Source organism: Streptomyces sp. 63XJN7_1_ISO-PGPR-S23-121, from assembly GCF_056173025.1.
Genome location: NZ_CM149653.1, coordinates 2,712,865 through 2,739,248, shown reverse-complemented (window position 1 = coordinate 2,739,248; position 26,384 = coordinate 2,712,865). Strand labels below are relative to the sequence as shown.

At 72.9% G+C, this 26,384-nt stretch carries 24 protein-coding genes and 1 pseudogene; 4 read left to right on the top strand and 21 right to left on the bottom strand.

From position 1 onward, the window contains the following. Positions 1-15 precede the first annotated feature (15 nt). From AC0VYN_RS11915 to AC0VYN_RS11835, 17 genes are all read right to left on the bottom strand, one after another. On the bottom strand, positions 16-1,413 hold the full coding sequence (locus AC0VYN_RS11915; protein WP_475535943.1) for an alkaline phosphatase family protein: 1,398 nt from the start codon (positions 1,411-1,413) through the stop codon (positions 16-18). Beyond that, on the bottom strand, positions 1,410-2,600 hold the full coding sequence (eboE, locus tag AC0VYN_RS11910) for a metabolite traffic protein EboE (protein WP_475535942.1): 1,191 nt from the start codon (positions 2,598-2,600) through the stop codon (positions 1,410-1,412). Before eboE ends, AC0VYN_RS11915 begins: the two co-directional genes overlap by 4 nt. Before the next feature lie 3 nt (positions 2,601-2,603). Beyond that, positions 2,604-3,452 carry a TatD family hydrolase gene (locus AC0VYN_RS11905; RefSeq protein WP_475535941.1) on the bottom strand — a complete coding sequence of 283 codons (849 nt, stop codon included), beginning with the start codon at positions 3,450-3,452 and terminating at the stop codon, positions 2,604-2,606. Further along, positions 3,452-4,180 (bottom strand): EboA domain-containing protein, encoded by a 729-nt coding sequence (locus AC0VYN_RS11900; RefSeq protein ID WP_475535940.1) that lies wholly within the window; start codon positions 4,178-4,180, stop codon positions 3,452-3,454. The genes AC0VYN_RS11905 and AC0VYN_RS11900 overlap by 1 nt, the downstream gene beginning before the upstream one ends. Before the next feature lie 13 nt (positions 4,181-4,193). Beyond that, positions 4,194-5,093: a sugar phosphate isomerase/epimerase family protein gene (locus AC0VYN_RS11895; protein ID WP_475535939.1), complete on the bottom strand. Its 900-nt coding sequence runs from the start codon at positions 5,091-5,093 to the stop codon at positions 4,194-4,196. Then, a complete protein-coding gene (locus AC0VYN_RS11890; protein ID WP_475535938.1) occupies positions 5,090-6,175 on the bottom strand; it encodes an SCO3242 family prenyltransferase in 1,086 nt (361 codons plus the stop codon). Before AC0VYN_RS11890 ends, AC0VYN_RS11895 begins: the two co-directional genes overlap by 4 nt. Beyond that, positions 6,172-7,341 (bottom strand): inositol-3-phosphate synthase, encoded by a 1,170-nt coding sequence (locus AC0VYN_RS11885; RefSeq protein WP_475535937.1) that lies wholly within the window; start codon positions 7,339-7,341, stop codon positions 6,172-6,174. Before AC0VYN_RS11885 ends, AC0VYN_RS11890 begins: the two co-directional genes overlap by 4 nt. A gap of 132 nt (positions 7,342-7,473) precedes the next feature. Then, a complete protein-coding gene (locus AC0VYN_RS11880) occupies positions 7,474-11,196 on the bottom strand; it encodes a ThuA domain-containing protein (protein ID WP_475535936.1) in 3,723 nt (1,240 codons plus the stop codon). Positions 11,197-11,460: 264 nt separating this feature from the next. Continuing rightward, entirely contained in the window at positions 11,461-12,459 is a 999-nt protein-coding gene (locus tag AC0VYN_RS11875) for a sugar phosphate isomerase/epimerase family protein (RefSeq protein WP_475535935.1), read from the bottom strand. A gap of 15 nt (positions 12,460-12,474) precedes the next feature. Beyond that, positions 12,475-13,776, bottom strand: coding sequence for a Gfo/Idh/MocA family protein (locus tag AC0VYN_RS11870; RefSeq protein ID WP_475535934.1), 1,302 nt, complete (start codon positions 13,774-13,776; stop codon positions 12,475-12,477). Between the two features lie 82 nt (positions 13,777-13,858). Continuing rightward, positions 13,859-14,902: a substrate-binding domain-containing protein gene (locus tag AC0VYN_RS11865; protein ID WP_475535933.1), complete on the bottom strand. Its 1,044-nt coding sequence runs from the start codon at positions 14,900-14,902 to the stop codon at positions 13,859-13,861. A gap of 17 nt (positions 14,903-14,919) precedes the next feature. Continuing rightward, positions 14,920-15,939, bottom strand: a complete 1,020-nt coding sequence (locus AC0VYN_RS11860) for an ABC transporter permease (RefSeq protein WP_385463501.1) — start codon at positions 15,937-15,939, stop codon at positions 14,920-14,922. Next, on the bottom strand, positions 15,936-17,453 hold the full coding sequence (locus AC0VYN_RS11855; RefSeq protein WP_385463504.1) for a sugar ABC transporter ATP-binding protein: 1,518 nt from the start codon (positions 17,451-17,453) through the stop codon (positions 15,936-15,938). Before AC0VYN_RS11855 ends, AC0VYN_RS11860 begins: the two co-directional genes overlap by 4 nt. Positions 17,454-17,577: 124 nt before the next feature. Further along, entirely contained in the window at positions 17,578-18,759 is a 1,182-nt protein-coding gene (locus AC0VYN_RS11850; protein WP_385463507.1) for an ROK family transcriptional regulator, read from the bottom strand. Between the two features lie 336 nt (positions 18,760-19,095). Next, a complete protein-coding gene (locus tag AC0VYN_RS11845; RefSeq protein WP_475535932.1) occupies positions 19,096-20,043 on the bottom strand; it encodes a beta-ketoacyl-ACP synthase III in 948 nt (315 codons plus the stop codon). Between the two features lie 135 nt (positions 20,044-20,178). After that, positions 20,179-20,322 (bottom strand): MFS transporter small subunit, encoded by a 144-nt coding sequence (locus tag AC0VYN_RS11840; protein ID WP_189232443.1) that lies wholly within the window; start codon positions 20,320-20,322, stop codon positions 20,179-20,181. Then, on the bottom strand, positions 20,291-21,628 hold the full coding sequence (locus tag AC0VYN_RS11835; RefSeq protein ID WP_475535931.1) for an OFA family MFS transporter: 1,338 nt from the start codon (positions 21,626-21,628) through the stop codon (positions 20,291-20,293). The genes AC0VYN_RS11840 and AC0VYN_RS11835 overlap by 32 nt, the downstream gene beginning before the upstream one ends. Before the next feature lie 134 nt (positions 21,629-21,762). On the opposite strand from AC0VYN_RS11835, the pseudogene AC0VYN_RS11830 reads away from it, so the two are divergent. Both AC0VYN_RS11830 and fdhD read left to right on the top strand, forming a co-directional pair. Next, positions 21,763-21,930 (top strand): annotated as a pseudogene (locus AC0VYN_RS11830) (hypothetical protein); the annotation flags it as partial. Then, a complete protein-coding gene (gene fdhD / locus AC0VYN_RS11825; protein WP_475535930.1) occupies positions 21,900-22,748 on the top strand; it encodes a formate dehydrogenase accessory sulfurtransferase FdhD in 849 nt (282 codons plus the stop codon). The pseudogene AC0VYN_RS11830 and the gene fdhD, both read left to right, overlap by 31 nt. Before the next feature lie 15 nt (positions 22,749-22,763). Here fdhD and AC0VYN_RS11820 read toward each other — a convergent pair whose 3' ends face one another. Then, positions 22,764-23,207: a MarR family winged helix-turn-helix transcriptional regulator gene (locus AC0VYN_RS11820; protein ID WP_475535929.1), complete on the bottom strand. Its 444-nt coding sequence runs from the start codon at positions 23,205-23,207 to the stop codon at positions 22,764-22,766. A gap of 133 nt (positions 23,208-23,340) precedes the next feature. On the opposite strand from AC0VYN_RS11820, the gene AC0VYN_RS11815 reads away from it, so the two are divergent. Further along, entirely contained in the window at positions 23,341-23,598 is a 258-nt protein-coding gene (locus AC0VYN_RS11815) for a DUF6400 family protein (protein WP_475535928.1), read from the top strand. After that, entirely contained in the window at positions 23,582-23,812 is a 231-nt protein-coding gene (locus AC0VYN_RS11810) for a hypothetical protein (protein ID WP_385463525.1), read from the top strand. Before AC0VYN_RS11815 ends, AC0VYN_RS11810 begins: the two co-directional genes overlap by 17 nt. A 42-nt stretch (positions 23,813-23,854) precedes the next feature. On the opposite strand, the gene hypE is transcribed toward AC0VYN_RS11810, so the two are convergent. The 3 genes from hypE to AC0VYN_RS11795 are packed head-to-tail and all read right to left on the bottom strand — an operon-like array spanning position 23,855 to position 26,377. Then, positions 23,855-24,922: a hydrogenase expression/formation protein HypE gene (gene hypE / locus AC0VYN_RS11805; RefSeq protein ID WP_475535927.1), complete on the bottom strand. Its 1,068-nt coding sequence runs from the start codon at positions 24,920-24,922 to the stop codon at positions 23,855-23,857. Next, positions 24,915-26,075, bottom strand: coding sequence for a hydrogenase formation protein HypD (hypD, locus tag AC0VYN_RS11800; protein ID WP_475535926.1), 1,161 nt, complete (start codon positions 26,073-26,075; stop codon positions 24,915-24,917). Before hypD ends, hypE begins: the two co-directional genes overlap by 8 nt. Next, entirely contained in the window at positions 26,072-26,377 is a 306-nt protein-coding gene (locus AC0VYN_RS11795; RefSeq protein ID WP_475535925.1) for a HypC/HybG/HupF family hydrogenase formation chaperone, read from the bottom strand. Before AC0VYN_RS11795 ends, hypD begins: the two co-directional genes overlap by 4 nt. Positions 26,378-26,384: the final 7 nt, after the last annotated feature.

The window sequence follows — 26,384 nt, the reverse complement described above, 5'->3', positions numbered from 1 at the left end:
TTGTGCGGTCGTGCGTCACCCGAGTCCGGCGAGCCGGAGCAGGAGTTGCTTGACGTCGGTGGCCGCGACGCGGTCGCCGACTGCGTGGGGGGTGGAGCAGATGAGGAGCGGACCTTCGTCGTCGCTCGCCGGGAGGCGGCCGTGGCTGCCGCGAATAGGTGAGGCGTCCAGGGGCACGACCGCCATGCGGTAGCGCATGCCGAGCTTCTTGCGGGCCACGGCGGTCGCCGCCTTGACCTTGACGTAGGGGTCGTGCGGGTCCATGAAGAGTTCGACCGGGTCGTAGCCGGGTTTGCGGTGGATCTCGACGAGCTGCGCGAAGTCGGGCGCGCGGTCGTCGTCGAGCCAGTAGTAGTACGTGAACCAGGCGTCCGGCTCCGCGACGGCGACGAGTTCGCCGGCGCGGGGGTGGTCGAGGTGGTGGGCCTTCTTGCCCTCGTCGTCGAGGAGCTGCCCGATGCCGGGCAGGCCGTCGAGGGCGGCGCGGGTGGCGTCGAGGTCCTCGGGGCGGCGGACGTACACGTGGGCTATCTGGTGGTCGGCGACCGCGAAGGCGCGGGAGGCCATCGGGTCGAGGTACTCCATGCCGTCCTGTGTGTGGACCTCGAGCAGTCCGGCGCGGCGCAGGGCCCGGTTGATGTCCACGGGCCGGTTCACGCGGGTGATGCCGTACTCGGACAGCGCGACGACGGTGCGTCCCTCGGCGCGGGCGTCGTCGAGGAGCGGGGCGAGCGCCGCGTCCAGGCCGGTGGCGGCCTGGAGGGAGCGCGGGTCGTCGGGTCCGAAGCGCTGCAGGTCGTAGTCGAGGTGAGGGAGGTAGCAGAGCGTGAGGTCGGGGTGGCGGGTGGCCATGATGTGCCGGGTGGCGTCGATGATCCACTGGCTGGAGACCAGGTCGGCGCCGGGGCCCCAGAAGTGGAAGAGCGGGAAGGTGCCGAGTTTCTCGGTGAGTTCGTCGTGCAGGGCCGGGGGCCGGGTGTAGCAGTCGGGTTCCTTGCGGCCGTCGGCGTAGTAGACGGGACGGGGGGTGACGGTGATGTCGGTGTCGGCGCCCATGGCGTACCACCAGCAGATGTTGGCGACGGTGTAGCCGGGGTGGGCGCGGCGGGCGGCGTCCCAGAGCTTGTCGCCGGCGACCAGGCCGTTGTGCTGGCGCCACAGCAGGACGTCGCCGAGTTCGCGGAAGTACCAGCCGTTGCCGACGATGCCGTGCTCGGAGGGGTGGGTGCCGGTGAGGAAGGTGGACTGGGCGGCGCAGGTGACGGCGGGCAGGACGGTGCCGAGCGGTGCCCGGGAGCCGGACTGGCCGAGCGCCTTGAGGTGCGGCATGTGGTCGAGGAGCCGGGGGGTGAGGCCGACGACGTCCAGGACGAGGAGCGGGGTGGGTCCGCCGGAGGGGGTCGGTGGGGTCACGGCAGTTCCTTCAGGCCGAGGTCGGTCAACAGGTCGCGGGCGAGGGTCAGCTCGGCGGCGATGCCGTCGGTGAGCTGGGCCCGGGCGCGGGGCCGCAGCTCGGGCGGGAGGGCCTGCCAGGTGTAGGTCTCGACCTCCAGGTGCCGGGTGAGCGGGTGCGGGCCGCCGACGAGCCGGGTGAGCGCGGCCTCGAGCACGGGGAGGGTGGAGGTGAGGGGCGCGGCGGGGGCCGCGTGCAGCGGGACGTGGAAATGGGCGCGCCAGGGTGCCGTGTCGGGCAGCGGGCCGTCGGCGGCGAGGGCCTCGTCGAGGTCGTCGGTGCCGTGCAGTACCGCGGCCCCGGAGCCGTCGGCGGTGCCGGCGCTGCGGGTCTGGTGCAGGAAGCGGGGTTCGGCGAAGGCCGCGAGTGCTTCGCGGACCGCGGGCAGACGGGGGTGTTCGGCGTGCAGGGCGGCGGAGAGCTGGGACTTGACGACGGGGACGCGGGCCTCGGCCAGGGCGTCCAGGGCGGTGTGCGGGTCCTCGAAGGAGGTGGCGAGGTGGCAGGTGTCGACGCAGATGCCGATGCGGTCGTGGGCGATCGCGGTCAGCGGGGCGATGGCGTCGTGGGTCGTCTCCACCACGCAGCCGGGCTCGGGTTCGAGGCCGATGCGGATGGAGCGGCCGGTCAGTTCCTCGAGGGCGTCGAGGCGTTCGGCGAGGGAGACCAGGGCGCCGCGGGCCTTGTCGGCGCGGGTCTCGTCGTAGGCGGTGCGCCAGGCCAGCGGCAGGGTGGAGATGGTGCCCTCGGTGACGTCGTCGGGCAGCAGGCCGGCGAGGACGCGGGCGAGGGAGGTGGTGTGGTCGAGGCGCTCGGGGTCGGCCCAGTCGGGCGTGTAGACGCGGTACTTGACCTCTTCGGCGCCGAAGCCCTCGTAGGGGAAGCCGTTGAGGGTGACGACCTCCAGGCCGCGCCGGTCCAGTTCGGTGCGCAGGCCGCGCAGTGCCGACGGGTCGGTGACCAGGGCGTGGGCGGCGTCGCGGGCGAGCCAGAGGCCGATGCCGAGGCGGTCACGGCCGAGGCGTCTGCGGACGGGCTCGCAGTGGTCGCGGAGCTGGGCGAGGACGCCGTCGAGGGTCTCGGCGGGGTGGACGTTGGTGCAGTAGGCGAGGTGGACGGTGGAGCCGTCGGGGTGCCGGAAGCGCATCGTTCACTCCCCGCCGCGCAGGATGGAGTTGCCCTCGTGGGTGGCGTCGGACGCGGTCACGTCGAGGCTCAGGCGTCCGCTGAGTCCGTAGAAGGCGACGGGGTTGCGCCACAGCACCCGGTCCACGTCGTCCTCGGTGAAACCCTCGGACAGCATCAGGTCGCCGACCTTGCGGGTCTTCAGCGGATCGCTTTTGCCCCAGTCGGCGGCCGAGTTCACCAGGACCCGCTCCGGGCCGTACTCGCGCAGGAGGGCGACCATGCGGGTCTCGTCCATCTTGGTGTCCGGATAGACGGAGAAGCCGAGCCAGGCGCCGCTGTCCTTGGCCTCCGCGACGGTGGTCTCGTTCAGGTGGTCGACCAGGACCCGGTCCGTGGGCAGGGCGGACTCGCGGACCACGTCGAGGGTGCGGCGCAGTCCGGCGAGCTTGTCGCGGTGCGGGGTGTGCACGAGGGCGGGCAGGCCGTGGTCGGCGGCGAGCTGGAGCTGGGTGGCCAGGGCCTTGTCCTCGGCGGGGGTCATGGAGTCGTAGCCGATCTCGCCGACGGCCACGACGCGGTCCTTGACGAGGTAGCGGGGCAGTTCGTCGAGGACGGGGAGGCAGCGCGGGTCGTTGGCCTCCTTGGGGTTGAGGGCGATCGTGCAGTGGTGGGCGATGCCGTACTGGGCGGCGCGGAAGGGCTCCCAGCCGAGGAGTGCGTCGAAGTAGTCGCGGAAGGAGTCGGGCGAGGTGCGGGGCTGGCCGAGCCAGAAGGAGGGCTCGACGACGGCGCGGACGCCCGCGGCGTGCATGGCCTCGTAGTCGTCGGTGGTGCGGGAGGTCATGTGGATGTGGGGGTCGAAGATGCGCATCAGGACTCCTTGCCGTGGGGGTCGACCGTGCCGCGCGGGGAGCGCGGGGCCTCGGTCAGGGCCAGGACGCGGTGCAGGTCGTCGGGGACGGGACGGCCCGCCGCGGTGCGTTCGGCGGCGTAGTCGGTGAGCATGCGGGCGAGTTCGGCGTCCGCGCCGGCCCGCCGGCCGAGGTCCGCCACCTGGTCGACGGGGACGCCGGTGAACAGGCACTTCAGCACGGCGTGCCGCCACTGGTGGTCGTCCAGGTGCCGGGCGGCGTACGGGCCGAGGGCCGCGGCGACCAGCCGGGTGTCGTTGGTGCGCAGGGCGTCCTCGACGAGCGGGAGGGCGTCGGGGCCGGGCACGAGGTGGGGCAGGGCGTGAAGGACGGCGCGGCGTTCGTCGGCGGTGCCCTGTGCGTACACCCGGGTCAGGACCTCCGCGTCGGCGTGGGCCGCGTGCAGGATGAGGACGCGGGCGGCGTCGGCGTGGGCGGGGCCGCAGCGGCGGCCGGCCTCGGCGAGTCGCAGCTCCCACACGGAGATGGGGCCGTGGGCGCCGGGGTGGGCGGCGGCCTCGTCCAGGGCCTGGTCGAGCCAGGCGCGGGCGGCTCCGTCGAGCCGTGCGGTGAGTGCGGCGTGCAGGTCGGCCGGCCGGACGCGGGCGGGGGTGGGGCCCGGGGCGGCCTGCTCGGCGGGGGCGCCATCCGGGTTCCGGGTGGCGTGGTCGGCGTGGGATCTGGCCATGGGGTGGCTCCCTTCAGAGGGTGGCGGACGGCTCGCCCCGGTGGTTCGTGGAGGTGGACGCCGCTGCCGCCGCCCGGCGGAGGAACGGGAGGGAGTGTTCGGCGAAGTGCGGGCCGGCGTGGGAGTGGCGGGGCAGCTCGACGACGGTGAGGCCCTGGTAGCCGGTGGCGGCGAGGGCTTCGAGGACGGGCGGGAAGTCGATCTCGCCGTCTCCGAAGGGCAGGTGTTCGTGGACGCCGCGGCGCATGTCCTCGATCTGCACGTGCCGCAGCCAGGGGGCGGCCTCGCGCACGCAGTCGGCGACGGGGAGCGGTTCGAGGCACTGGCAGTGGCCGAGGTCCAGGGTGAGGCCGAGGTCGCGGGGGTCGCCGAGGGTGCGGCGCAGTACGTGGAAGTCGGCGAGCGTGGCCAGGAGGTGGCCCGGTTCGGGCTCGACGGCCAGGGGCACGCCGGTGTCGGCGGCGGCGTCCAGGACCGGCGCGAGGGCCTCGGCCAGCCGCTTCCAGGCGGTGTCCTCGTCCGTGCCGGGCGGGGTGATGCCGCTGAAGCAGTGCACGGCGTGCGCGCCGAGGTCGGCGGCGACCCGGACGGCCCGTACGAGGAGGTCGGTGCGGCGGGCGCGGTCCTCCGGGTCCGGGTCGAGGAGGGACGGGCCGTGCTTGCGGCGCGGGTCGAGTACGTAGCGGGCGCCGGTCTCCACCGTGACGCCCAGGCCGAGCTCGTCCAGACGCTGTGCGACCCGGCGGGTGCGGGCGGCCAGGCCGGGGGCGAGCGGGTCGAGGTGCATGTGGTCGAGGGTCAGGCCGACGCCGTCGTAGCCGAGGTCGGCGAGGAGGGCGAGGGCGTCGTCGAGGCGGAGGTCGGTGAGGCCGTTCGTGCCGTAGCCGAAGCGGAGGTCCGGGTTCGGGCTCATGTGATGCTCACCTTCCTCATGCCGGACCTCCTCGCGAAGAGCCGGCCGGCCGGGGCCAGGGCCGCGATCAGCAGGGACGCCGTGACCGCGCCGGAGCGGGCGGCGAGGGCCGCCTGGAGCGGGACCGTGGCCCGGATGCCGCCGCCGACGGCGCGCTGGGTGAGCGGGGGCGAGGGGTTGAGCGCGGCGTGGAAGTAGGGGCGGGCGGCCGCGGCGGCGTAGGCCGCGCCCAGGGCCGTGGTGAGGGCGTCGCGCGCCCGGGGCGGCGGGCCCGAGGCCGGGCGAAGGCCCGGCAGGCCGGGGGCGGCTGCTGCCCGCCGGCCTGCCGGGAGTCGGGTGCGGCGGTGGGTGACCAGCCTCGTCAGCGCCCCCGTCGTGGCGAGGGCCGCCAGGGGGGCCAGGGCCGAACCGCCGGTGGTCTCCCGGCGGGAGACGGCCGTGACCGCGAGGGTGTGGGTGCCGAGCAGCGCGGCGGACGGCAGCGCGGCGCGGGCGCCGCCCGTGGTGGCCGCGGCGCCCAGGAGCAGGTCCAGTCCGCGGGCGGCGGCCATGGCCGCGGGGCCGGCGGGCGTGTGCTTCAGGGCGAGGTCGTAGGCCCAGACGGTCGCCGCCAGCGGTGCGGCCACCGCGAGGGCGGGGCGTCCCGCGCCGGCGGCGAGGGCCAGCCCTGCGCCGGTGAGGACGCCGGCGGCGGCGAGGGCGGCGGCCGGGCGGACGCGGCCGGACGGGATCGGGCGGTGGGGGCGCTCCACGGCGTCCTCCGCGCGGTCCGCCCAGTCGTTCAGGGCCATGCCGGCCTCGTACAGGCACAGGGAGGAGCCGACGGCGAGCAGGGTGCGGGGCCCGGGGCGCGCACCGGCCGCGGCGGCGCCGGCCAGGGCGTCGCCGGGGACGGTGAACAGCGCGGGCAGGCGCAGCAGTTCGGCCCAGGCGCCCGCACGGCCGGAACGGCGGCCGGGAGTGCGGGACGCCGCGTCGCCGGGGGCGGCCGGGGTGGCGGCCCCGGAGGCGGCTCCGGCGGACGCCGCCCTCGGTCCGGCGGGCACGGACGCGCCCCGTGCCGTGGCGGCCGTGCGGCTCATCGCCGCGCTCCCCGGTCGCCGGCGCCGTCCCGCAGCCGTTCGGCGAAGCGCCGCAGTTCCGCGTACTGCTCGGCGAGCGACGCCGGTCCGTCCCCGACCGGGTCCTTGAAGTAGAAGCCCAGTTCGCCGAGCGGGCCGCTCAGGCCCTTGTCCCGGGCGCGGACGACCAGCCGGGCCAGGTCCAGGACGAGCGGGGCGGCGAGCGCCGAGTCGCAGCCCTGCCAGATGGTCTGCAGGATCATGCGGGAGCCGAGGAAGCCGTCGAAGGCGATGTGGTCCCAGGCGGTCTTCCAGTCGCCGAGCGCGGGGACGTCGTCGATGTGGACCTCGCCCTCGGGTGCGGCACCGAGGGTGTCGGCGAGGACGCGTTCCTTGCCGGCGTTCTTGGCGGCGGCGGCCGCGGGGTCGGCGAGGGCGGCACCGTCACCGCCGCCCAGCAGGTTGGTGCCGGACCAGGCGCGCACGGCGAGGGCGCGCTGCGCGAACATCGGGCCGAGGACGGAGCGCAGCAGGGTCTGCCCGGTCTTGCCGTCGCGGCCCGCGTACGGCACTCCCGCGGATGCGGCGAGCGGGGCCAGCGCCGGGTGGTGCAGGCCCGTGGAGGGCGTGAAGTTGACGTAGGGGCAGCCGGCGCGCAGGGCGGCCGCGGCGTAGAGGGAGCTGGGCGGCAGCGTGCCGTCGGTGGGCGCGGGCTCGGTGGAGGCGACGTTCACCACGACGGCGCCCGAGAGTCCGAGGCGGTGCACGAAGTCGCGGATGTCGGCCGCGAAGACGTCGATCCACTCGTCCTGGGTGCGTCCCGGGCCGTCGTCGGTGTCCCGGGGCTGTGGTCCGCCGGGCCTGATCTCCCGGTCCGCGGCGACGAGTTCGGCGTGCACGGCGGACGGCAGGCCGTGCGGCAGGACGCCGCCGGCGGCGAGGTGCTCGGCACGTTTGGGCAGGGGGCAGTCGAGGGTGTCGTGGCCCCCGAAGACGAGGGAGGACAGCGGCGGCAGCGCGCACGAGGTGAAGTCGGGGGTTTCGGTGACCATGCCGGCGGGCGGGTGCAGTCCGGCGGCGACGGCGGCGCAGCCGGTGATCGCGGTCGTGGCGACGGAGCCGCGCGCCCCGATGAACCAGACGCCGTAGCGGGGGGTGGGGGTGGGCAGGGACGGTTCGGCGGACATGGGCAGCCTCCTTGTCGTACGCGAACCGGGTGGGAGTGCCGGAGGGGACGAGCGGGGTGCTCCCGGGCGTGGGGCCCGGGGGGACGGCGGGCGGAGATCCGGCGTTCTCCGCCCGCCGCCGTTCCGGTTGCCCTACTCGGGCAGTTCCTTCAGCTGGATGTTGCGGAAGGAGACCTGGTCGTCGGCGCCGTGGTTCTGCAGACCGATGTAGCCGTCGGTCAGGCTCCGCTCGGGGTCCTTGTTGGTGAAGTCGTTGATCTTGACTCCGTTGAGGAACACCTGGAGGCGTTCGCCCTGGACCTTGATCTCGTAGGAGTTCCACTGGCCCGGCGGGCGCAGTACCTGGTCACGGGCCTTGATGTTCGCCGCCTTGAACGTGTAGACCGAACCGGTCGTGCGGTCGGGCGCGTCCGTGGCGTCGATCTGGATCTCGTAGCCCTTGTTGACGGCGGACCAGGGGTCGTCGGAGGCGGGGAAGCCCACGAAGACACCGGAGTTGTCGTCGCCCTGCATCTTCCAGTCGAGCTTGAGGGAGTACGACTTCAGCTCCTTGGCCTGGTACCAGAGCAGGCCCATGCCGCCCTCGGTCTCCAGGGTGCCGTCCTTGACGGTGAACCTGCCGGGGCCGGCCTGCTTCCAGCCGTCCAGGGTCTGGCCGTTGAAGATCTTCCGGTAGCCCTTGGCCGGCTTGCAGTCGGCCTTGACCTGGCCGGTGGCGTACTGGAGGCCGCCGAGCAGGTGGGCGCGGAACGTCTCGTCGGCGTAGGACTCCTTGGTGTGGCCGAGGCCGGTGTAGAAGGAGCGGCCGCCCTCGTAGGGCTGGCACCAGGCGATCGGGTGGTCGCCCTTCATGGTGCCGCCCTGGTAGGTGGTCTCGTCGAGGGTGGCGAGGACCTTGGCCTGCCCGCGCGGGTTGGTGCGGTAGTTGTACAGCTCGTCGGTGCGCTCCCAGGTGTCGCCCAGGTGGGCGGTGGCCGGGTGGTCGTGGTCCTCGACGCGGACGGTGGCCTTCTGGATGGCCGGGTGCGATTGGAAGTAGGCGCCGACGAGGCCCCCGTAGAACTTCCAGTCGTACTCGGTGTCGGCGGCGGCGTGGATGCCCAGGTAGCCGCCGCCGTTCGCGACGTAGTTCTCGAACGCCTTCTGCTGGTCGGCGTCGAGGACGTCGCCGGTGGTGGACAGGAAGGCCACCGCGTCGTACTTGGCGAGGTTGGCGGTGGTGAACTGCCGGGCCTCCTCGGTCGCGTCGACCGTGATGCCGGCCGGGGCGCCGAGCTCCTTCAGGGCGGCGATGCCGGCCGGGATGGAGTCGTGCCGGAAGCCCGCGGTCTTCGAGAAGACCAGGACCTTCTTGCCCTGCTTGAAGGGCTCCTTGGAGAACTCGAAGTCGTCCACGTCGTAGAGCGCGCCGTCGCCACCCCGGAAGACCAGGTAGATGTCCGTGGTCTTCCCGGGCAGGGCCCGCAGCGGCACGTCGACGTTCTGGAAGGTCTCCCAGCCGCCGGTCGGCGGGATGTACGCCGAGCCGTGCAGCGGGCCGTCGGGCGAGCCGGTGCGCAGCTCGATGAAGCCGCCGGAGCCGCCGGAGGAGGCCCGTACGGTCATCTTCTTCTGCCCGTCGAACCGGTAGGGGCCGAAGGAGATCCAGTCGCCGTCGTGGATGTCGCCGACGGTCTTGCCGCCGTTGGCGCCGGTCTTGTCGATCGGTGACACGCCCTGCTGGGCGGTGAAGTGCTCGGCCTGGCGGTGCAGCGGCTGGACCACGGCGCGGGCGGTGCCGGTCAGGGCCTCCTGGCCGTTCGCCCCGCCGTCGGTGTAGCTGGCGCCGACGACGCCGTAGATGTTGGCGTTGGGGTCGTGACCGCCGTCCCCGGCGGGCGGCTTCAGGGTGCCCTCACAGCCCGTCGCGCTGGTCAGCTCGTGGGCGTGGGAGTCGTGTCCGAGGCTGTAGGCGACCTTGACCCTGGAGCAGTCGACGGTCTCCTCGGGGTCGGTGACGGTCACCTTGAACGGGACGGGCTCGCCGAAAGCGGCCATGCTGCCGTTGCCCGGCACCTCGATCTTCACCTTGGGCTCGGTGTTGCCGACCACGATCCGGACGCTGGCGTGGCCGGTGTTGCCCTCGGGGTCCTTCGCGGTGAAGGTCGCGGAGTAGGTACCGACCTTCTTGTACTGGTGCGTGGGGGTGAGGCCCTCGCCCTTGGTGCCGTCGCCGAAGTCCCAGCCGTAGGTGAGGGCCGGGGAGTCGGCGTCCTCGGCGGAGCCGGTGAAGGTGACCTTCAGGCCGGCGGCGCCGGACGTCTTGTTCGCGCTCACCTCGGCGATCGGGGAGAAGCCGTCCGAGGCGTTCTCAATCCGGTAGAGCGCGGAGTCCTTGTCGCCCTGGAACCAGGAGAGGCCGTAGTCGAGGACGTAGAGCGCGCCGTCGGGGCCGAACTCCATGTCCATGATCTGGGTGCCGGTCCACGGGAAGTCGTTGATCTTCGCGACCGAGCCGTCCTCGGTCTGCTCGATCCGCTTGATCCAGCGGCGGCCGAACTCGCCGGCGAAGAAGTCGCCGTCGTACTCCTCGGGGAACTTCACCTTGGAGTCGAGGCCGGGGTCGTAGCGGTAGACCGGGCCGCCCATCGGGGACTCGGAGCCGCTGCCGAACTCGGGTACGGAGCCGCCGTCGTAGGGGATCCAGGCCGCCTGCGCGGGCGGCAGGTCGGTGAGGCCCGTGTTGTGCGGCGAGGTGTTCCTGGGGGCGGCGCAGTCGAACGTCTCGCCGGAGGCCTTGGTGGCGAAGTCGTAGTCGACGTACGGGTCGTTGTCGCCGGTGCAGAACGGCCAGCCGAAGTTGGCCGCCTTGGTGACCTTGGCGAACTCGACCTGTCCGGCCGGGCCCCGCTTCGGGTCGGCGGCGCCGGCGTCGGGGCCGTAGTCGCCGACGTAGACCGTGCCGGTCTTCTTGTCGACGCTGATGCGGAACGGGTTGCGGAAGCCCATCGCGTAGATCTCGGGGCGGGTCTTCTCGGTGCCGGGGGCGAAGAGGTTGCCCTCGGGAATCGTGTACGAGCCGTCCTCGGCGACCTTGATGCGCAGGATCTTGCCGCGCAGGTCGTTGGTGTTGCCCGCGCTGCGGCGGGCGTCGAAGGCCGGGTTGCGGTCCGGACGCTCGTCGATCGGCGTGTAGCCGTCGGAGGCGAACGGATTGGTGTCGTCGCCGGTCGACAGGTAGAGGTTGCCCTCGGCGTCGAAGGCGATGTCGCCGCCGACGTGGCAGCAGGTGCCGCGGGAGGCCGCGACGTCCAGGACCTTCTTCTCGCTGGCCATGTCCAGCGTGCCGTTGGCGTTGAGGACGAAGCGGGAGAGACGGTTGACGCCGTCGAACTTCTTGAAGTCCTCGGCGGTGCCGGTCTCGGGGGCGTCGCCCGCGGGGGTGTCGAGCGGCGGGGCGTAGTAGAGGTAGACCGCCCGGTTGTTCTTGAAGTCGGGGTCGATGCCGACGCCCTGCAGACCCTCCTCGTCGTGGTTGTAGACGGGGATGCGGCCGGCGACCTTGGTGACGCCGCCCTGGTCGGTGAGGCGCAGTGTGCCGTCGCGGGCGGTGTGCAGGACGCTGCGGTCCGGGAGGACGGCGAGCGACATCGGCTCGCCCATCTCGGGCTCGCCCTTGGCGAGCGGTACCTGCTGGAACTGTCCCTCGGCTGCGGCCGGGGCCGTCGCCTGGCCGGGTGCGGCGCCGCCGGGCCGGGCGCCGGCGACGGTCGCCGGGGTGGCCACCGCCAGCGCGAGGCCGGTGATCAGGGCGAGGGTGGTGCGAAGTCCGGGCCGCCTCGTGGGGTCGGTGCCTTTGAGTCTGCTTCTGTGCACGAAGTCCCTCCGGGAACGGGATGGGCCGTACGGAACGGGTGCGGAGACGTGCGGTGCGGGCGCCGGGGTGCGCCGTCACCCCGGAGGCGTGTGTGTCCTGAACACATCAGGGACGGTAGCCGCGTTTGTCCTGCGCGAATACCCCTGGGAACGCGAGTAGTTGAACTTTTACCCCGCCCAGGACAAAGCGGGTTCCGGGCAGGTCGGACCGGGGACCGGCGGACGTTCCGGCCCCCGTACCGACCTGCTGTCGAGACGTGTGGATCAGCTGTTGAAGGCCGCGTCGAAGGACGCGCTGGGCGGCTCGAAGTCGAACGCCTTCAGCCGGGCGAGGGCCTCGGGTGCGCCCTGGAGCCGGTCCATGCCGGCGTCCTCCCACTCGACGGAGACCGGGCCGCGGTAGTCGATGGAGCGCAGCATGCGGAAGACGTCCTCCCACGGGACGTCGCCGTGTCCGGCCGAGACGAAGTCCCAGCCGCGCCGCGGGTCGCCCCACGGCAGGTGGGAGCCGAGGCGGCCGTTGCGGCCGTCGAGGCGCCTGCGGGCCTCCTTGCAGTCGACGTGGTAGATCCGGTCGCGGAAGTCCCACAGGAAGCCGACCGGGTCGAGGTCCTGCCAGACAAAGTGCGAGGGGTCGAAGTTGAGGCCGAACGCGGGCCGGTGGCCGACCGCCTCCAGGGCCCGCTGCGTGGTCCAGTAGTCGTAGGCGATCTCGCTGGGGTGGACCTCGTGCGCGAAGCGCACTCCCTCGGCGTCGAAGACGTCCAGGATCGGGTTCCAGCGTTCCGCGAAGTCCCGGTAGCCGCGTTCGATCATCGACTCGGGCACGGGCGGGAACATGGCGACCAGGTGCCAGATGGCGGAGCCGGTGAAGCCGATGACGGTGTCGACGCCGAGGAGGGCCGCGGCGCGGGCGGTGTCCTTCATCTCGGCGGCGGCACGCCGGCGCACGCCCTCGGCGTCGCCGTCGCCCCAGATCCGGGCGGGCAGGATGGCCTGGTGGCGTTCGTCGATGATGGCGTCGCACACCGCCTGCCCGACGAGGTGGTTGGAGACCGCCCAGCACTTCAGGCCGTACTTGTCGAGCAGCTGGTGGCGGGAGTCGACGTAGGACGGGTCCGCGAGGGCCTTGTCGACCTCGAAGTGGTCGCCCCAGCAGGCGAGTTCGAGGCCGTCGTAGCCGAAGTCGCGGGCGAGCCGGCAGACCTCCTCCAGGGGCAGGTCGGCCCACTGCCCGGTGAACAGCGTGAAGTTGCGCGGCATGCGCTTCTGGCCTCCTCAGACGACGGACGACGTGATGGCGACAGGGGTGTAGACGGAGTTCTTCTCGGCGCTCTCCTCCACGGCCGCGAGCACACGCTGCACCTGGAGCCCGTCGGCGAAGGAGGGATCGGGCCTGCGGCCCTCGGCGACCGCGTGGACGAGGTCGCGCGCCTGGTGGACGAAGGTGTGCTCGTAGCCCAGGCCGTGGCCCGGCGGCCACCAGGCGTTCAGGTAGGGGTGCTCGGGCTCGGTGACGAGGATGCGCCGGAAACCGGCGTGCTCCCCCGGCTCGGTGCCGTCGTGGAAGGACAGCTCGTTGAGCCGCTCCAGGTCGAAGGCGAGCGAACCGCGCTCTCCGTTGAGCTCGATGCGCAGGGCGTTCTTGCGGCCGGTGGCGTACCGGGTGGCCTCGAAGGAGGCGAGGGCGCCGGAGGTGAAGCGGCCGGTGAACACGGCGGCGTCGTCCACGGTGACCTCCCCCGTGCCGGCCGCCGACCCGGCGGACAGGCCCCGGGCCTCGCCGCCGGGCAGCGGACGCTCCCGCACGAAGGTCTCGGTGAGGGCGGAGACGCCGGCCAGCCGTTCCCCGGTCAGGTACTGGGCGAGGTCGACGATGTGCGCGCCCAGGTCGCCGAGCGAGCCGGAGCCGGCCAGCTCCTTCTGCAGCCGCCAGGTCAGCGGGGCCTGCGGGTCCACCAGCCAGTCCTGGAGGTACGTCACCCGCACGTGCCGCAGCCGGCCGACGCGCCCCTCGGCGACCATGCGCCGGGCCAGCGCGGTGGCGGGCACCCTGCGGTAGTTGAAGCCGACCATGGCGAGTTGGCCCCGCGCGGCGGCCTCCTCGGAGGCGCGGGTCATCGCCTCCGCCTCGGCGACGGTGTTGGCGAGGGGCTTCTCGCACAGCACGTGCTTGCCGGCGGCGAGGGCGGCCAGCGCGATCTCGGCGTGGCTGTCACCGGGCGTGCAGATGTCGACGAGGTCGATGTCCTCCCGCTCCACCAGGGTCCGCCAGTCGGTCTCGGTGCTCGCCCAGCCGTGCCGGTCGGCCGCCGTGCGGACGGCGTCGGCGTCCCGGCCGCAGATGGCGGTCATGACCGGGTTCAGCGGCAGGTCGAAGACCCGGCCGGCGGTGCGCCAGCCCTGGGAGTGGGCGGCGCCCATGAAGGCGTAGCCGACCATGCCGACGCGCAGCGGTGGTCTGCCGGCTGATGCCCCCGTGGCAGTGTTCCCGGTTCCGGTTCCGGTTCCGGTTCCGGTACCGGTACCGGTGGCTGCCGGCTCCGGCCCGGCCCCCTCGGGCTGCTGCGGCTGTCCCATGCGGATGTCCTCCTCGTCGTGGTGGCGCGGTGGGGGTGGGCCCCGCCCCGGCGGACTGGTCAGGTCCGCGGGGCGGCCGGCCTCACTTGAAGCCGGTGGACATGTACTGGTCCACGTTCTCCTTGTCGACGACGGCCGAGTAGCAGGTGACCGTCGAGGGGATCTCGAACTCGGCGAGTCCGCCGACCCCCTTGCCCTGGCCGAGGGCGCGGGCCAGGTCGATCGCGGAGGCGGCCATGGACGGCGGGTACAGCACGCTGGCCTTCAGGACGCCGCGGTCCGCCTTGATGGCCTGGAAGGCGGAGAGCGCCCCGGCTCCGCCGACCATCAGGAAGTCGTCGCGGCCCGCCTGCTCGATGGCGCGCAGCGCGCCCACGCCCTGGTCGTCGTCGTGGTTCCACAGGGCGTCGAACTTCGACTGCGCCTGCAGGAGCTGGGCCATCTTGGCCTGGCCGGACTCGACGGTGAACTCGGCGGCCTGGCGGGCCACCTTCTTGATGTTCGGGTAGTTCTTCAGGGCGTCGTCGAAGCCCTTGGTTCGCTGCTGGGTCAGCTCGAGGTTGTCCAGGCCCGCCAGTTCGATGACCTTGGCGTCGGGCTTGTCCTTGAGCTTCTCGCCGATGTAGTGGCCGGCGTTCAGGCCCATGCCGTAGTTGTCGCCGCCGATCCAGCAGCGGTAGGCCTGGGGGCTGTTGAAGATGCGGTCGAGGTTGACGACCGGGATGCCGGCGCGCATCGCCTTCAGTCCGACCTGGGTGAGTGCCTTGCCGTCGGCCGGCAGCACCACGAGGACGTCGACCTTCTTGTTGATGAGGGTCTCGATCTGGCCGATCTGCTGGGCGGTGTCGTTGGAGCCCTCGGTGACCTCGAGGGTGACGTCCGAGTACTTCCCGGCGCGCTTCTTGGCGTTGTCGTTGATGGCGTTGAGCCAGCCGTGGTCGGCCTGGGGGCCGGCGTAGCCGATGGTGACCTGCTTGCCGGGCTTGTCGTCGGCGACCGGCTGGTCGTTGGCGGCGGGCTTCTCGTCGTCGCTCTCGTTACTCGTGCAGCCGGTGAGGAAGGCACCGGCGGACACGGCGGCGGCTCCGAAGAGCAGTCCTCTGCGACTCGCGTTGAGTTGCTGCATGGTGGTGAACCCTTTCCTCAGGTCGTGCTCGCGGTACGGCGCTGGACCAGCACGGCGGCGACGATGATCGCTCCCTTGGCGATCTGCTGGACGTCGCTCTGCAGGTTGTTCAGGGCGAAGATGTTGGTGATCGTGGTGAAGATGAGGACGCCGAGCACGGAGCCGACGATGGTGCCTCGGCCTCCCGTGAGGAGCGTGCCGCCGATGATCGCGGCGGCGATGGCGTCGAGTTCGTAGAGGTTGCCGTTGGTGTTCTGGCCGGAGCCGGCCAGGACGATCAGCAGGAAGGCGGCGATGCCGCAGCACAGCCCGGACAGCAGGTAGAGGTAGAGCCGCTGGCGGCGGACGTCGATGCCGGCGAGCCGGGCGGCCTCCGCGTTGCCGCCGACGGCGACCGTGCGACGTCCGAAGGTGGTCCGGTTGAGCAGCAGCCAGCCGACGACGGTGACGGCCGCGAACACCAGGACGAGCGGCGGGACGCCCAGCACGTAGGAGTCGCGTTCGCCGAGGTCGAGCACGCTGGGAACCGTGACGACCTGGGTGCGGCCGTCGGTGATCTGCAGGGCGAGGCCGCGTGCCGAGGCCAGCATGGCGAGGGTGGCGATGAAGGGGACCATCGTGCCGTACGCGATGAGCACCCCGTTGACCAGCCCGCAGCCCACTCCGACGACGATCGCGGTGAACAGGATGCCGGCGAAGCCGAACTCCTGGGTGGCGACCGTGGTCGCCCACACCGACGACAGGGCGACGATGGCGCCGACGGACAGGTCGATGCCGCCGGAGACGATCACGAAGGTCATGCCGACGGTCACGACGCCGATCACGGACGCCTGGGTGAGGACCAGTTGCAGGTTGCGGGTGTCGAGGAACGCGTCGGGCTGGGTGATGCCGCCGATGAGGACCAGTGCGGCGAGCACGCCGAGCAGGGTGAGGGTGCGCAGGTCGGCGCGGGCCGTCAGGCTTCGCCAGGCGGGCGCGCCGTCCACCGGTGCCGCCTTGTCGGTGCCGCCCCGTGGCGGGGACACGTGCTGCGTCATGACGCCGGGCTTCCTTCCATCACGAGGTCGAGTACGCGGTGTTCGTCGAGTTCGCGGGCGGGGGCCTCGTGCACGACGCGGCCCTCGCGCAGCACCAGCACGCGGTCGGCGAGGCCGAGCACCTCGGGCACCTCGCTGGAGACCAGCAGGACGGCGAGGCCCTCGTCGGCGAGGCGGCGGATGACCGCGTAGAGCTCGGCGCGGGCGCCGACGTCGACGCCGCGGGTGGGTTCGTCCAGGAGCAGGACCCGGCAGCCGCGCAGCAGCCAGCGGGCGAGGACCGCCTTCTGCTGGTTGCCGCCGGACAGGGTGCGCACGGGCACCGCGGGGTTGTCGGGCCGCAGCGACAGCTCGCGGGTCGCCGCGCGGGCGGCGCCCAGTTCGGCGCCGCGGTCGATCCAGCCGGCGCGCGAGAAGCGGGACATGGCGGAGACCGACACGTTGCGGGTGACGGACTCCAGCATCAGCAGGGCCTGCGCCTTGCGTTCCTCGGGGGCGAGTCCGAGGCCGGCGCGGACGGCGGCGCGCACGCTGCCGGGCCGCAGCGGGCGGCCCTCCACGACGACCTGTCCGGCGCTCGCCCGGCGGGCCCCGTAGATCGTCTCCAGGATCTCGGAGCGGCCGGAGCCGACCAGCCCGGCCAGGCCGACGATCTCGCCGGGGCGGACGTCGAGGTCGAGCGGGGCGAACTCGCCCTCCCGGGCGAGGCCCCGCACGCTCAGTACCGGATCCGCCGTGGGCGGCGCGGCCGGCCGCTCGGGGAAGACGTACTCGACGTTGCGTCCCGTCATCAGCGCCACCACCTCGCGGGTGGGCGTCGACTCGGCGGGCAGCCCGCCGGCGACGGCCCGGCCGTCCTTCAGGACGGTGACCCGGTCGCCGATGCGGCGGATCTCCTCCAGGCGGTGCGAGATGTAGACGACGGCGACTCCGTCGGCGGTGAGGTCGGAGACGATGCGGAAGAGGTTGTCGACCTCGTCCGGGTCGAGGGCGGCGGACGGCTCGTCCATCACGATCAGCCGTACGTCGTGGGAGAGCGCCCGTGCCATGGACACGATCTGCTGTTGGGCCGCCGACAGGTCACCGACGAGCCGCCCGGGGTCGACCTCGGGGTGCCCGAGCCGCTTCAGGAGCTGGGCGGTCGACTCCTTGGCCGCCCGGCCCCGGACGACGAATCCGGCCGTGGTCGGCTCGTGGCCGAGATGGACGTTCTCGGCGACCGACAGGTGTTCCACCAGGTCGAGTTCCTGGTAGATGGTGGCGATCCCCAGGCGCATGGCCGCGATCGGCGAACGCAGGACGACGTCCTCGCCGCGCCAGCGGATGGTGCCGGTGTCGGGCTGGTGGGCGCCGGCCAGCACCTTGATGAGGGTGGATTTGCCGGCCCCGTTCTGGCCGAGCAGGCAGTGCACCTCGCCGGCCTGGACGTCGAGGTCGACGCCGTCCAGGGCCCGGACTCCGGGGAACGACTTGGTGATGCCGGACATGCTGAGCAGCGGTGGTTCTGGTGCCATGTGAGGTCCCCTCGGCGGGCATGCGGGCCGGTGTCAGGGCAGAGCAGGGCAGGACAGGGCAGAGCGCTGGTGCTGGTGGAGCCCGGGAGGCGGGTGGTGCCTGCGCGGGTGGGACGAGTGGTGCCTACGCGGGTGAGAACAGGTGGTCGCTGATCAGCCGGGCCGCGCCGATGACTCCGGCGGTGGGACCCAGCTCCCCGAGGACGATGGGCAGGTTGCCGGTCGCCAGTGGCAGCGACTGGCGGTAGACCTGCGTGCGGATCGCGGCGAGCAGGTTGTGCCCGAGGCCGGTCACCCCGCCGCCGATCACGACCAGGCCCGGGTTGAAGAAGCTGACCAGGCCGGCGATGACCTGGCCGGTGCTGCGGCCGCCCTCCCGGATCAGGTCGAGTGCGGTGGCGTCGCCCGCGGCGGCCGCGGCGGCGACGTCGGCGGCGCTGAGGCCCCCGTTCGCCTCCAGCCGGCCCGCGAGCTCGGCGGACCGGCCCTGTTGGGCGGCCTCCGTGGCGTCGCGGGCCAGTGCGGCACCGCTGAAGTGCGCCTCCAGACAACCCCGGTTGCCGCAGGCGCAGGGGCGTCCGTCGGGCACGGCCTGGATGTGGCCGATGTCGCCCGCGCTGCCCGTCGTCCCGCGGTAGACGTCACCGCCGACGACGATGCCGCAGCCGATGCCGGTGCCGATCTTGACGACGAGGAAGTCGGCGACGGTGCGGGCCACGCCCGCGTGCTGCTCCCCGAGCGCCATGAGGTTCACGTCGTTGTCGACCATGACCGGGCAGCCGAGCTCCTGGCTGAGTGCCTCCCGTACGGGGAAGCCGTCCCAGCCCGGCATGATCGGCGGCGCCACCGGTACGCCCTCGGGGAAGCGGACCGGCCCCGGGACGCCGATGCCGGCGCCGTCGAAGCCCTCCGCGAGACCCGAGGCCCGCAGCTTGGCGGCCATGGACAGCACCTGCTCGAAGACCGCGACCGGTCCCTCGCGTACGTCCATGGGCTGGTTGATGTGTCCCAGGATCTCCAGCTCGGCGTTGGTGACCGCGAGGTCGATCGAGGTCGCCCCGATGTCGACGCCGAGGAAACGGAGTCCGGGATGGAGGCGGACGTTGTGGGAACGACGGCCGCCGCGCGAGGCGGCGAGTCCGTCGGCCACCACCAGCCCGGTCTCCAGCAGCCGGTCCACCTCGACCGCCAGCTTGGACCGGGACAGGTCGACCTGGTCGCCGAGCTGGGCGCGGGAGTTGGGGCCGCCGTCACGCAACAGCTGCAGCAGCCGGGCCTGATGGGCGTTCGCAGGTCGTGCCGTCATGCGTCTCACGAACCCCTCCCCGCCTCAATCGGCTTGAGTGTACCGGCTTTTCCGGTCACATCCGTGGCTTGCTTTCGGAGGGAACGTAGCAGTGGGCGCCCGGTGTGGGAAGAAGTCGCGCATGAATTGCTGCAAACTTTCTCCACTGAGTGGACAAAGCCGGGGGCCGGGACCGCCCGCCCGGGACACGGTGAGGCCGCCCGGCCGGTGCGCCGGGCGGCCTGGAGAACGCCTGTGACCTCGGGGGATGCGGTGCTCGTGGCCGTTCGGGCCTGGGCGCGGCACGGGCGGTACGCCAGGCTCCGGTGGTCGTCGGTCCCGGGCCCATGGTGCCGCTCAGGGGCAGCGGACGACCTGCCCGGCGTAGGAGAGGTTTCCGCCGAAGCCGAAGAGCAGCACCGGGTCCCCGGTCGTGATGTCGCCCCGTTCGACGAGCTTGGAGAGGGCGAGGGGGATGCTCGCCGCCGAGGTGTTCCCGGACTCCACGACGTCGCGGGCGACGACCGCGTTCACGGCGCCGATCCGGGCGGCGAGGGGTTCGATGATGCGCAGGTTGGCCTGGTGCAGGACGACGGCGGCGAGGTCCGCGGGCTCGAGTCCGGAGCGTTCGCAGGCCCGGCGCGCGATGGCGGGCAGTTTCGTGGTGGCCCAGCGGTAGACGCTCTGCCCCTCCTGCGCGAACCGTGGGGGCGTGCCCTCGATGCGGACCGCGTTGCCCATCTCGGGCACCGAACCCCACAGGACGGGACCGATCCCCGGGTCCGTGCCCGGGGCGCAGGCCTCCACGACGGCGGCCCCCGCCCCGTCGCCGACGAGCACGCAGGTGGTGCGGTCGGTCCAGTCGGCCACCTCGGACATCTTGTCCGCGCCGATGACCAGGGCGCGCTGGGCCGAACCGGCCCGCACGGCGTGGTCGGCGGCGGCCAGGGCGTGGGGGAAGCCGGCACAGACGACGTTGAGGTCCAGCACGGCGGGTCCGGGCATGCCGAGACGGGCCGCCACCCGGGCCGCCGTGTTGGGCGAGCGGTCGATCGCGGTGGACGTGGCGACCAGCACCAGGTCCACGTCCGCGGGCGTCAGTCCGGCCGCGGCGAGCGCCTTCGCGGCGGCGTGGCCGGCCAGCTCGTCGACGGGTTCGTCGGGTCCGGCGATGCGGCGGGTGCGGATGCCCACCCGGCTCCTGATCCACTCGTCGCTGGTGTCGACCATGCCCGCCAGGTCCTCGTTGGTCAGGACCCCGGCGGGCTGGTAGTGGCCGACGGCGGTGATGCGCGAGCCCTGCATGGATGGATCCTCGTTGCCTCGGGGACGGGATCCACCAGTGTGATCAGTGACCGGTGAGTACAGCGGCAGGTGAAGCGACAGGAAACGGGCGCCCTCCTTGTCGGCTTCGGTCAGCGTCCGGGGCGCCCGTTCCCCTCATCCGGTGAACAGCTGGGTCGCCTTGCGGACGAGTTCGTACAGCCCGTAGGCGAGCGGCGCGCCCACCCAGAGCCAGGTGAACGCGATCAGCGGACGCCGGTCGGGCAGGTCAGGCGGACTCTGGCTGCTGTCGGGGGACATCGGCGGCCTCCTTCCGCGCGGGGGCGGTCATGTGGTGGCGGGCGTGGACCGGGCGGATCAGCTCGTTGGCCGCGAAGCCGACGGCCAGCAGCCCGATCATGATGACGAACGACAGTCCGTACAGGGACGGGCCGTGCCGCCCGGCCTCCTCCTGCCGGTCGGCGATCCAGTTCACGATCAGCGGCCCGAGGACCCCGGCCGTGGACCAGGCGGTGAGCAGCCGCCCGTGGATCGCGCCGACCTGATGGGTGCCGAAGAGGTCCTTGAGGTAGGCGGGTGCCGTGGCGAAACCGCCGCCGTAGAAGGAGAGGACGACGAGGGCGCACAGGACGAACAGGGGCTTGGAGGTGTCGCCGAACAGGGCGACGAGCGTGTACATCAGCGCGCCGACGCCCAGGTAGACGCGGTAGATGTTCTTGCGTCCGATCAGGTCGGAGGCCGTGGACCAGCCGAGCCGTCCCGCCATGTTGGCCGCCGAGAGCAGGGCCACGAACCCGGCGGCGGCCGTGGCCGACACGGGAGTGGAGGTGTCGGCGAAGAAGTCCGTGATCATCGGGGCGGCCTTCTCCAGGATGCCGATGCCGGCGGTGACGTTCATGCAGAGCGCGACCCACAGCAGCCAGAACTGCGGGGTGCGGACCGCCTGGCGCGCCGAGACCCGCACGCCCCCGGCCCCGTCCGGGCCGCCGTCCGCGGCCTTCCCGGGGCGCGGCACCCGGACCAGCAGCACGCCCAGCAGCATGAAGACGGCGTACGTCAGCCCGTGCACGAGGAACGCCAGCGCGATGCCCGAGCTGTCGGCGCCGAAGGACTCCAGCATCTGGGCCGACCAGGGCGAGGCGATCAGCGCGCCGCCGCCGAAGCCCATGATGGCGATGCCGGTGGCCATGCCCGGCCGGTCCGGGAACCACTTGATCAGCGTCGAGACCGGGGAGATGTAGCCGATGCCGAGGCCGATCCCGCCGACGAAGCCGTAGCCGAGGACGATCAGCCAGTACTGCTCCACCGCGGCGCCGAGCGCGGAGATCAGGAAGCCGGACGAGAAGCAGACCAGCGCGACGGTCATCGCCCAGCGCGGCCCGTGCCGTTCCACGAGCGTGCCGCCGAAGGCGGCGGACAGGCCGAGCATGACGATGCCGAGCTGGAAGGGCAGCGCGCTCTGCGTGCCGCTGAGTCCGAGCGCGGACTCGAGGGGCGGTTTGAACACGGACCAGGCGTAGGCCTGACCGATGGAGAGGTGGACCGAGAGTGCGGCGGGGGGAACGAGCCAGCGGCTCCAGCCCGGGGGTGCCATGGGGGGACTCATGAGTCCCCAACCGTAGGCAGTCGAAGCGCGGTTGAGAAGACAGTTGAGGGGACAACCAATTCTGCCCGAGGCGCGGCGGGAGGAGGACGGGCACGGTGGAGGCGTCCCGCGGTGCGGGCCGCGACCCGGCACCGCACGTGCGGGACAATGAGACGGTCGGGGTCACCCCGCCGCACGACGGCCTGGTGACCCACGGCAACCTGTGCATCAAGAGCAGTTTCGGCTACCAGCACGTACGCAACCGGGAGCGACCGGTACGAGGGGCACGGACATGGGACGAGTCACGGAACGACGCAAGGTGATCCGCATTCGGGACGGAGCGGTCTCCACCCGCCCGGACACGCTCGTGGCCGAGGAACCGCTGGAGATCCGGCTGAACGGCAAACCGCTCGCGATCACCATGCGCACTCCGGGCGACGACTTCGCGCTGGCGGCCGGCTTCCTGGTCAGCGAGGGGGTGCTGGCCGAGAGCGGCGACCTCAGGAACATCGTGTACTGCGCCGGTGCCACGGCCGACGGCTCGAACACGTACAACGTGGTCGACGTGACGACGGCCCCGGACGTGCCGGTCCCGGACATCACGCTGGAGCGCAACGTCTACACGACCTCGTCCTGCGGCCTGTGCGGCAAGGCGAGCCTGGACGCGGTGCGCACCACGGCCCGCTGGCCGATCGCCGACACTCCCCCGGTCCGGGTCACCCCGGAGCTGCTGGCGGACCTGCCCGACCGGCTGCGCGCCGCCCAGCGGGTCTTCGACCGCACCGGCGGCCTGCACGCGGCGGCCCTGTTCACCGCGGACGGCGAACTGGTGGACGTACGGGAGGACGTGGGCCGGCACAACGCGGTCGACAAACTGGTCGGCCGGGCCCTGCAGAACGGCGGCCTGCCGCTGTCCCGGTCCGTGCTGCTGGTGTCGGGCCGGGCCTCCTTCGAGCTGGCGCAGAAGGCCGTGATGGCGGGCATCCCGGTGCTCGCGGCGGTGTCGGCGCCGTCCTCGCTGGCGGTGGACCTGGCGACCGAGACCGGGCTGACGCTGGTGGGCTTCCTGCGGGGCTCCTCCATGAACGTGTACGCGGGCGAGGACCGCGTCGCCCTGGAGGCCGCGGCCGCCCGGGGCTGACCCGTCTCCCCGTCGTCATCCGTCGGCGTCGAGAGCGGCGACCCGGCGGACCAGGTCGGTCAACTGCGTGCGCTCCTCCGGGGTGAGCGGCGCGAGCAGTTCGTCGTTGGCCTCGCGTGCCGCCTTCTCGCACCGTGTGAGCACCCGCCCGCCCTCCTCCGTGAGGGACACCGCGTTCTTGCGGCGGTCGTCCGGGTCCGGCGCGCGGACGACCAGCTTCGCCGCCTGGAGGTCGTTGAGGACGCCGACCAGGTCCTTCGGGTCGAGCCCGATGGCGCGGCCGAGGTCGGCCTGGGCGACGGGGGCGAGGTCACGGACGGCGGAGAGCACCACGTGGTGCCACATCCTCAGCCCCTCCGCGGCCAGCGCCCCGGCCACCAGGGCCCGGCCGCGAGCGGCGGCCCGCCCGAGCTGCCAGCTGGGGAGGGAGCGGATCTCGGGAAGCGGAGCGTCGGCCATGGGGCCAGCCTATGCAGCGTGCCGTGGGGCGCCGGACGCCGGTGATGGGGTCGCTCACATCGCCTTTCCCCCCGCCTTCACGCTCTGGTAGGAGTGGCTGGGCCAGCACGTCCCCCCGCGAAAGCCGCCCGTCATGCCTGCCGACCCCGCCCCGCGACTCCACCCCTTCGAACTCGACCTCTCCCTGGAGGAGACTAGGCGCCGGGCGGAGGTGGTGGCCGCGCTCGGCCCCGGCTGGGACCCGGTGGCCGCGCTGCGGTCCGAGCAGGAGGCCCACGCCCTGCTCTACTCCGGACTGGACGCGGAGCAGCGGCGGACGCACGCGATGCTCGTGGCGGCCGGTGTGCTGCCGGGAGGGGAAGGGGAGACGGGCGATGCGGCTGCCCATTGACCCCCAGGCCGACCGGGCCCGCCGGGCCTGGGTCCCCTGTCCCCGCTGCGACGACGCGCGCGGCTGCGCCACGTGCGCCGCACAGCGGAACTGCGCCGTCCACTGGCGCTACCTCATAGCCAACGAGGGTCCGCGGGTGCACCTCCAGTGCCCCGGCTGCACCCACACCTGGACCCTCGACACGCGGCCCGGCAGACGCGGCCGGGCGGGCTGACGCGCCGCACCCGGCCCCGCCCGCCGCGAGTCCGCGGGCCGGTCAGCAGATCCGCGGCAGCTGCTCCCCGAGCGGCATGTCCACCACCCGCGTGCCGCCCAGCCCGGTGCGGGCGACGACCATGCCCGGGTGGTCCGCGACGACCTCGCCGATGATCACCGCCTCGGCCCCCAGAGGGTGGGCCCGCATGGCGGCGAGGACCGCGTCCGCGTGCTCCCGGGGGGCGAAGGCGACGAGCTTGCCCTCGTTGGCCACGTACATCGGGTCCAGCCCCAGCATGGCGCAGGCGCCGGCCACGGGGGGCGGCACGGGTACGGCGCGCTCCCGCACGACGATGCCGGTCCCCGAGGCCGCGGCGATCTCGTTGAGCGAGGCGGCCAGACCGCCGCGGGTGGGGTCGCGCAGCGCGTGCAGGTCCGGGCAGGCGGACAGCATCGCCTCGACGAGCCCGCCCAGCGCCGCGCAGTCGCTCGTCACGTCGGCCTCGAACCGCAGGTTCTCGCGCTCGCTCATGATGGCCACGCCGTGCACGCCGATGGCGCCGTTGACCAGGATCACGTCGCCGGGGACGACCCGTCCCGGGCGCAGGTCGACACCGGCCGGCACCAGGCCGATGCCCGAGGTGTTGATGTAGACGCCGTCGCCGTGCCCGGCCTCCACCACCTTGGTGTCGCCGGTGACCACCCGCACCCCGGCGGCCCGGGCGGCGGCCCCGAGCGCCTCGGACACCCGGGCGACGGTGTCGATCTCGACGCCCTCCTCCAGGATCAGGCCGCAGGAGAGGTAGGCGGCGCGGGCTCCGCTCATCGCGAGGTCGTTGACCGTGCCGTTGACGGCGAGGTCGCCGATGCTGCCGCCGGGGAAGAACAGCGGCCGGACCACGAAGGAGTCGGTCGAGAAGGCGAGCCGCGCCCCGCCGAGCTCGACCACGGCGGAGTCGTTCAGCGGCGCCCGCGCCGGGCCGTCGACCGCGGGCAGCACGATCTGTTCGATGAGCTCGGCGGACAGGGTGCCGCCACCGCCGTGGCCCATCACCACGCGCGGACCGTCGCGCAGGGGCGCCGGGCAGGTCCAGGAGAGCATGTCCGGTGCTGCGGTGGTGTCAGACAACGGAGCTGTCCTCCAGGGTCACGGCGGGCGCGGCGACGGCCGGTGCAGTCGCCGGGCGGGCCGGCAGATCCAGCCGGCGGTACAGGTAGTACGCGGCGCACGCGCCCTCGCTGGAGACCATGGTGGCTCCCAGCGGTGTGCGCGGGGTGCACGTGGTCCCGAAGGCCTCGCACTCGTGCGGCTTGAGCAGCCCCTGCAGGACCTCACCGCTGCGGCACTCGGCGGGCTCGCGCGTGGCGATGTCGCCGACGTCGAACCGGTACTCCGCGTCGTGGTCCCGGTAGCGGTCGGACAGGCGCCAGCCGCTGGCCGGGATGACCCCGATGCCGCGCCAGGCGCGGTCGGTGACCTCGAAGACGTCGTCCAGCATCGCCCGCGCGGCCGGGTTCCCCTCGGGCCGGACGGCCCGCGGATAGGCGTTGTCGACCGTGTGCTCGCCGCGCTCCAGCTGCCGCACGGTCCGCCGTACGCCTTCCAGGATGTCCAGCGGCTCGAAGCCCGTCACCACGATGGGCACCCCGAACCGCTCGGCGAGCGCCGGGTACTCGTCGGTTCCCATGACGCTGCACACGTGCCCGGCGGCCAGGAAGCCCTGGACCCGGCAGTCCGGCGACTGCATGACGGCCTCGATCGCGGGTGGTACCCGCACGTGCGAGACCAGCAGGCTGAAGTTGCGGATGCCGCGTCTGCGGGCCTGGTGGACGGTCATGGCGTTGGGCGGGGCGGTGGTCTCGAAGCCGATGCCGAAGAAGACGACCTCGCGGTCGGGGTTGTCCTCGGCGATGCGCAGCGCGTCGAGCGGGGAGTAGACCACGCGGACGTCGCCGCCCGCCCCGCGGACCTGGAACAGGTCGCGGCCCGTGCCCGGTACCCGGAGCATGTCACCGAACGAGCAGAAGATCACGCCGGGCCGGGAGGCGATCTCCAGTGCCTTGTCGATGACCTCCAGCGGGGTCACGCACACCGGGCAGCCCGGACCGTGGATCAACTCCACCTCGTCGGGCAGGAGCTGGTCGATGCCGTGCCTGATGATGGTGTGGGTCTGGCCGCCGCACACCTCCATGAGCGCCCACGGCCGGGTCACCGTGGCCCTGATGTCGTCGAGCAGGCGCGCCGCCAGCTCGGGGTCCTGGAACTCGTCGATGTACTTCACCGTCGCACCTCCCCGGCGATGTCCTCGCCGCCCTCGGCCCGTGCCGCCTGCTCCCACGGGTCACCGAACTCCTCCTGGAGCATGCCGAGGTTCTCGAACAGCTCCAGCGTCCTGCGGGCCGACTCCTCGTCGAGCCGCTGCAGGGCGAAACCGACGTGGACGATGGTGTACTCACCGACCTGCAGGTCGGGCAGGTACTCCAGGCACACCTCCTTGACCACGCCGCCGAAGTCGACGGTGGCCATTCGGGTGCCGTCCCGTTCCTCCACGCCCAGCACTCTGCCGGGTACCGCCAGGCACATGCGTGTC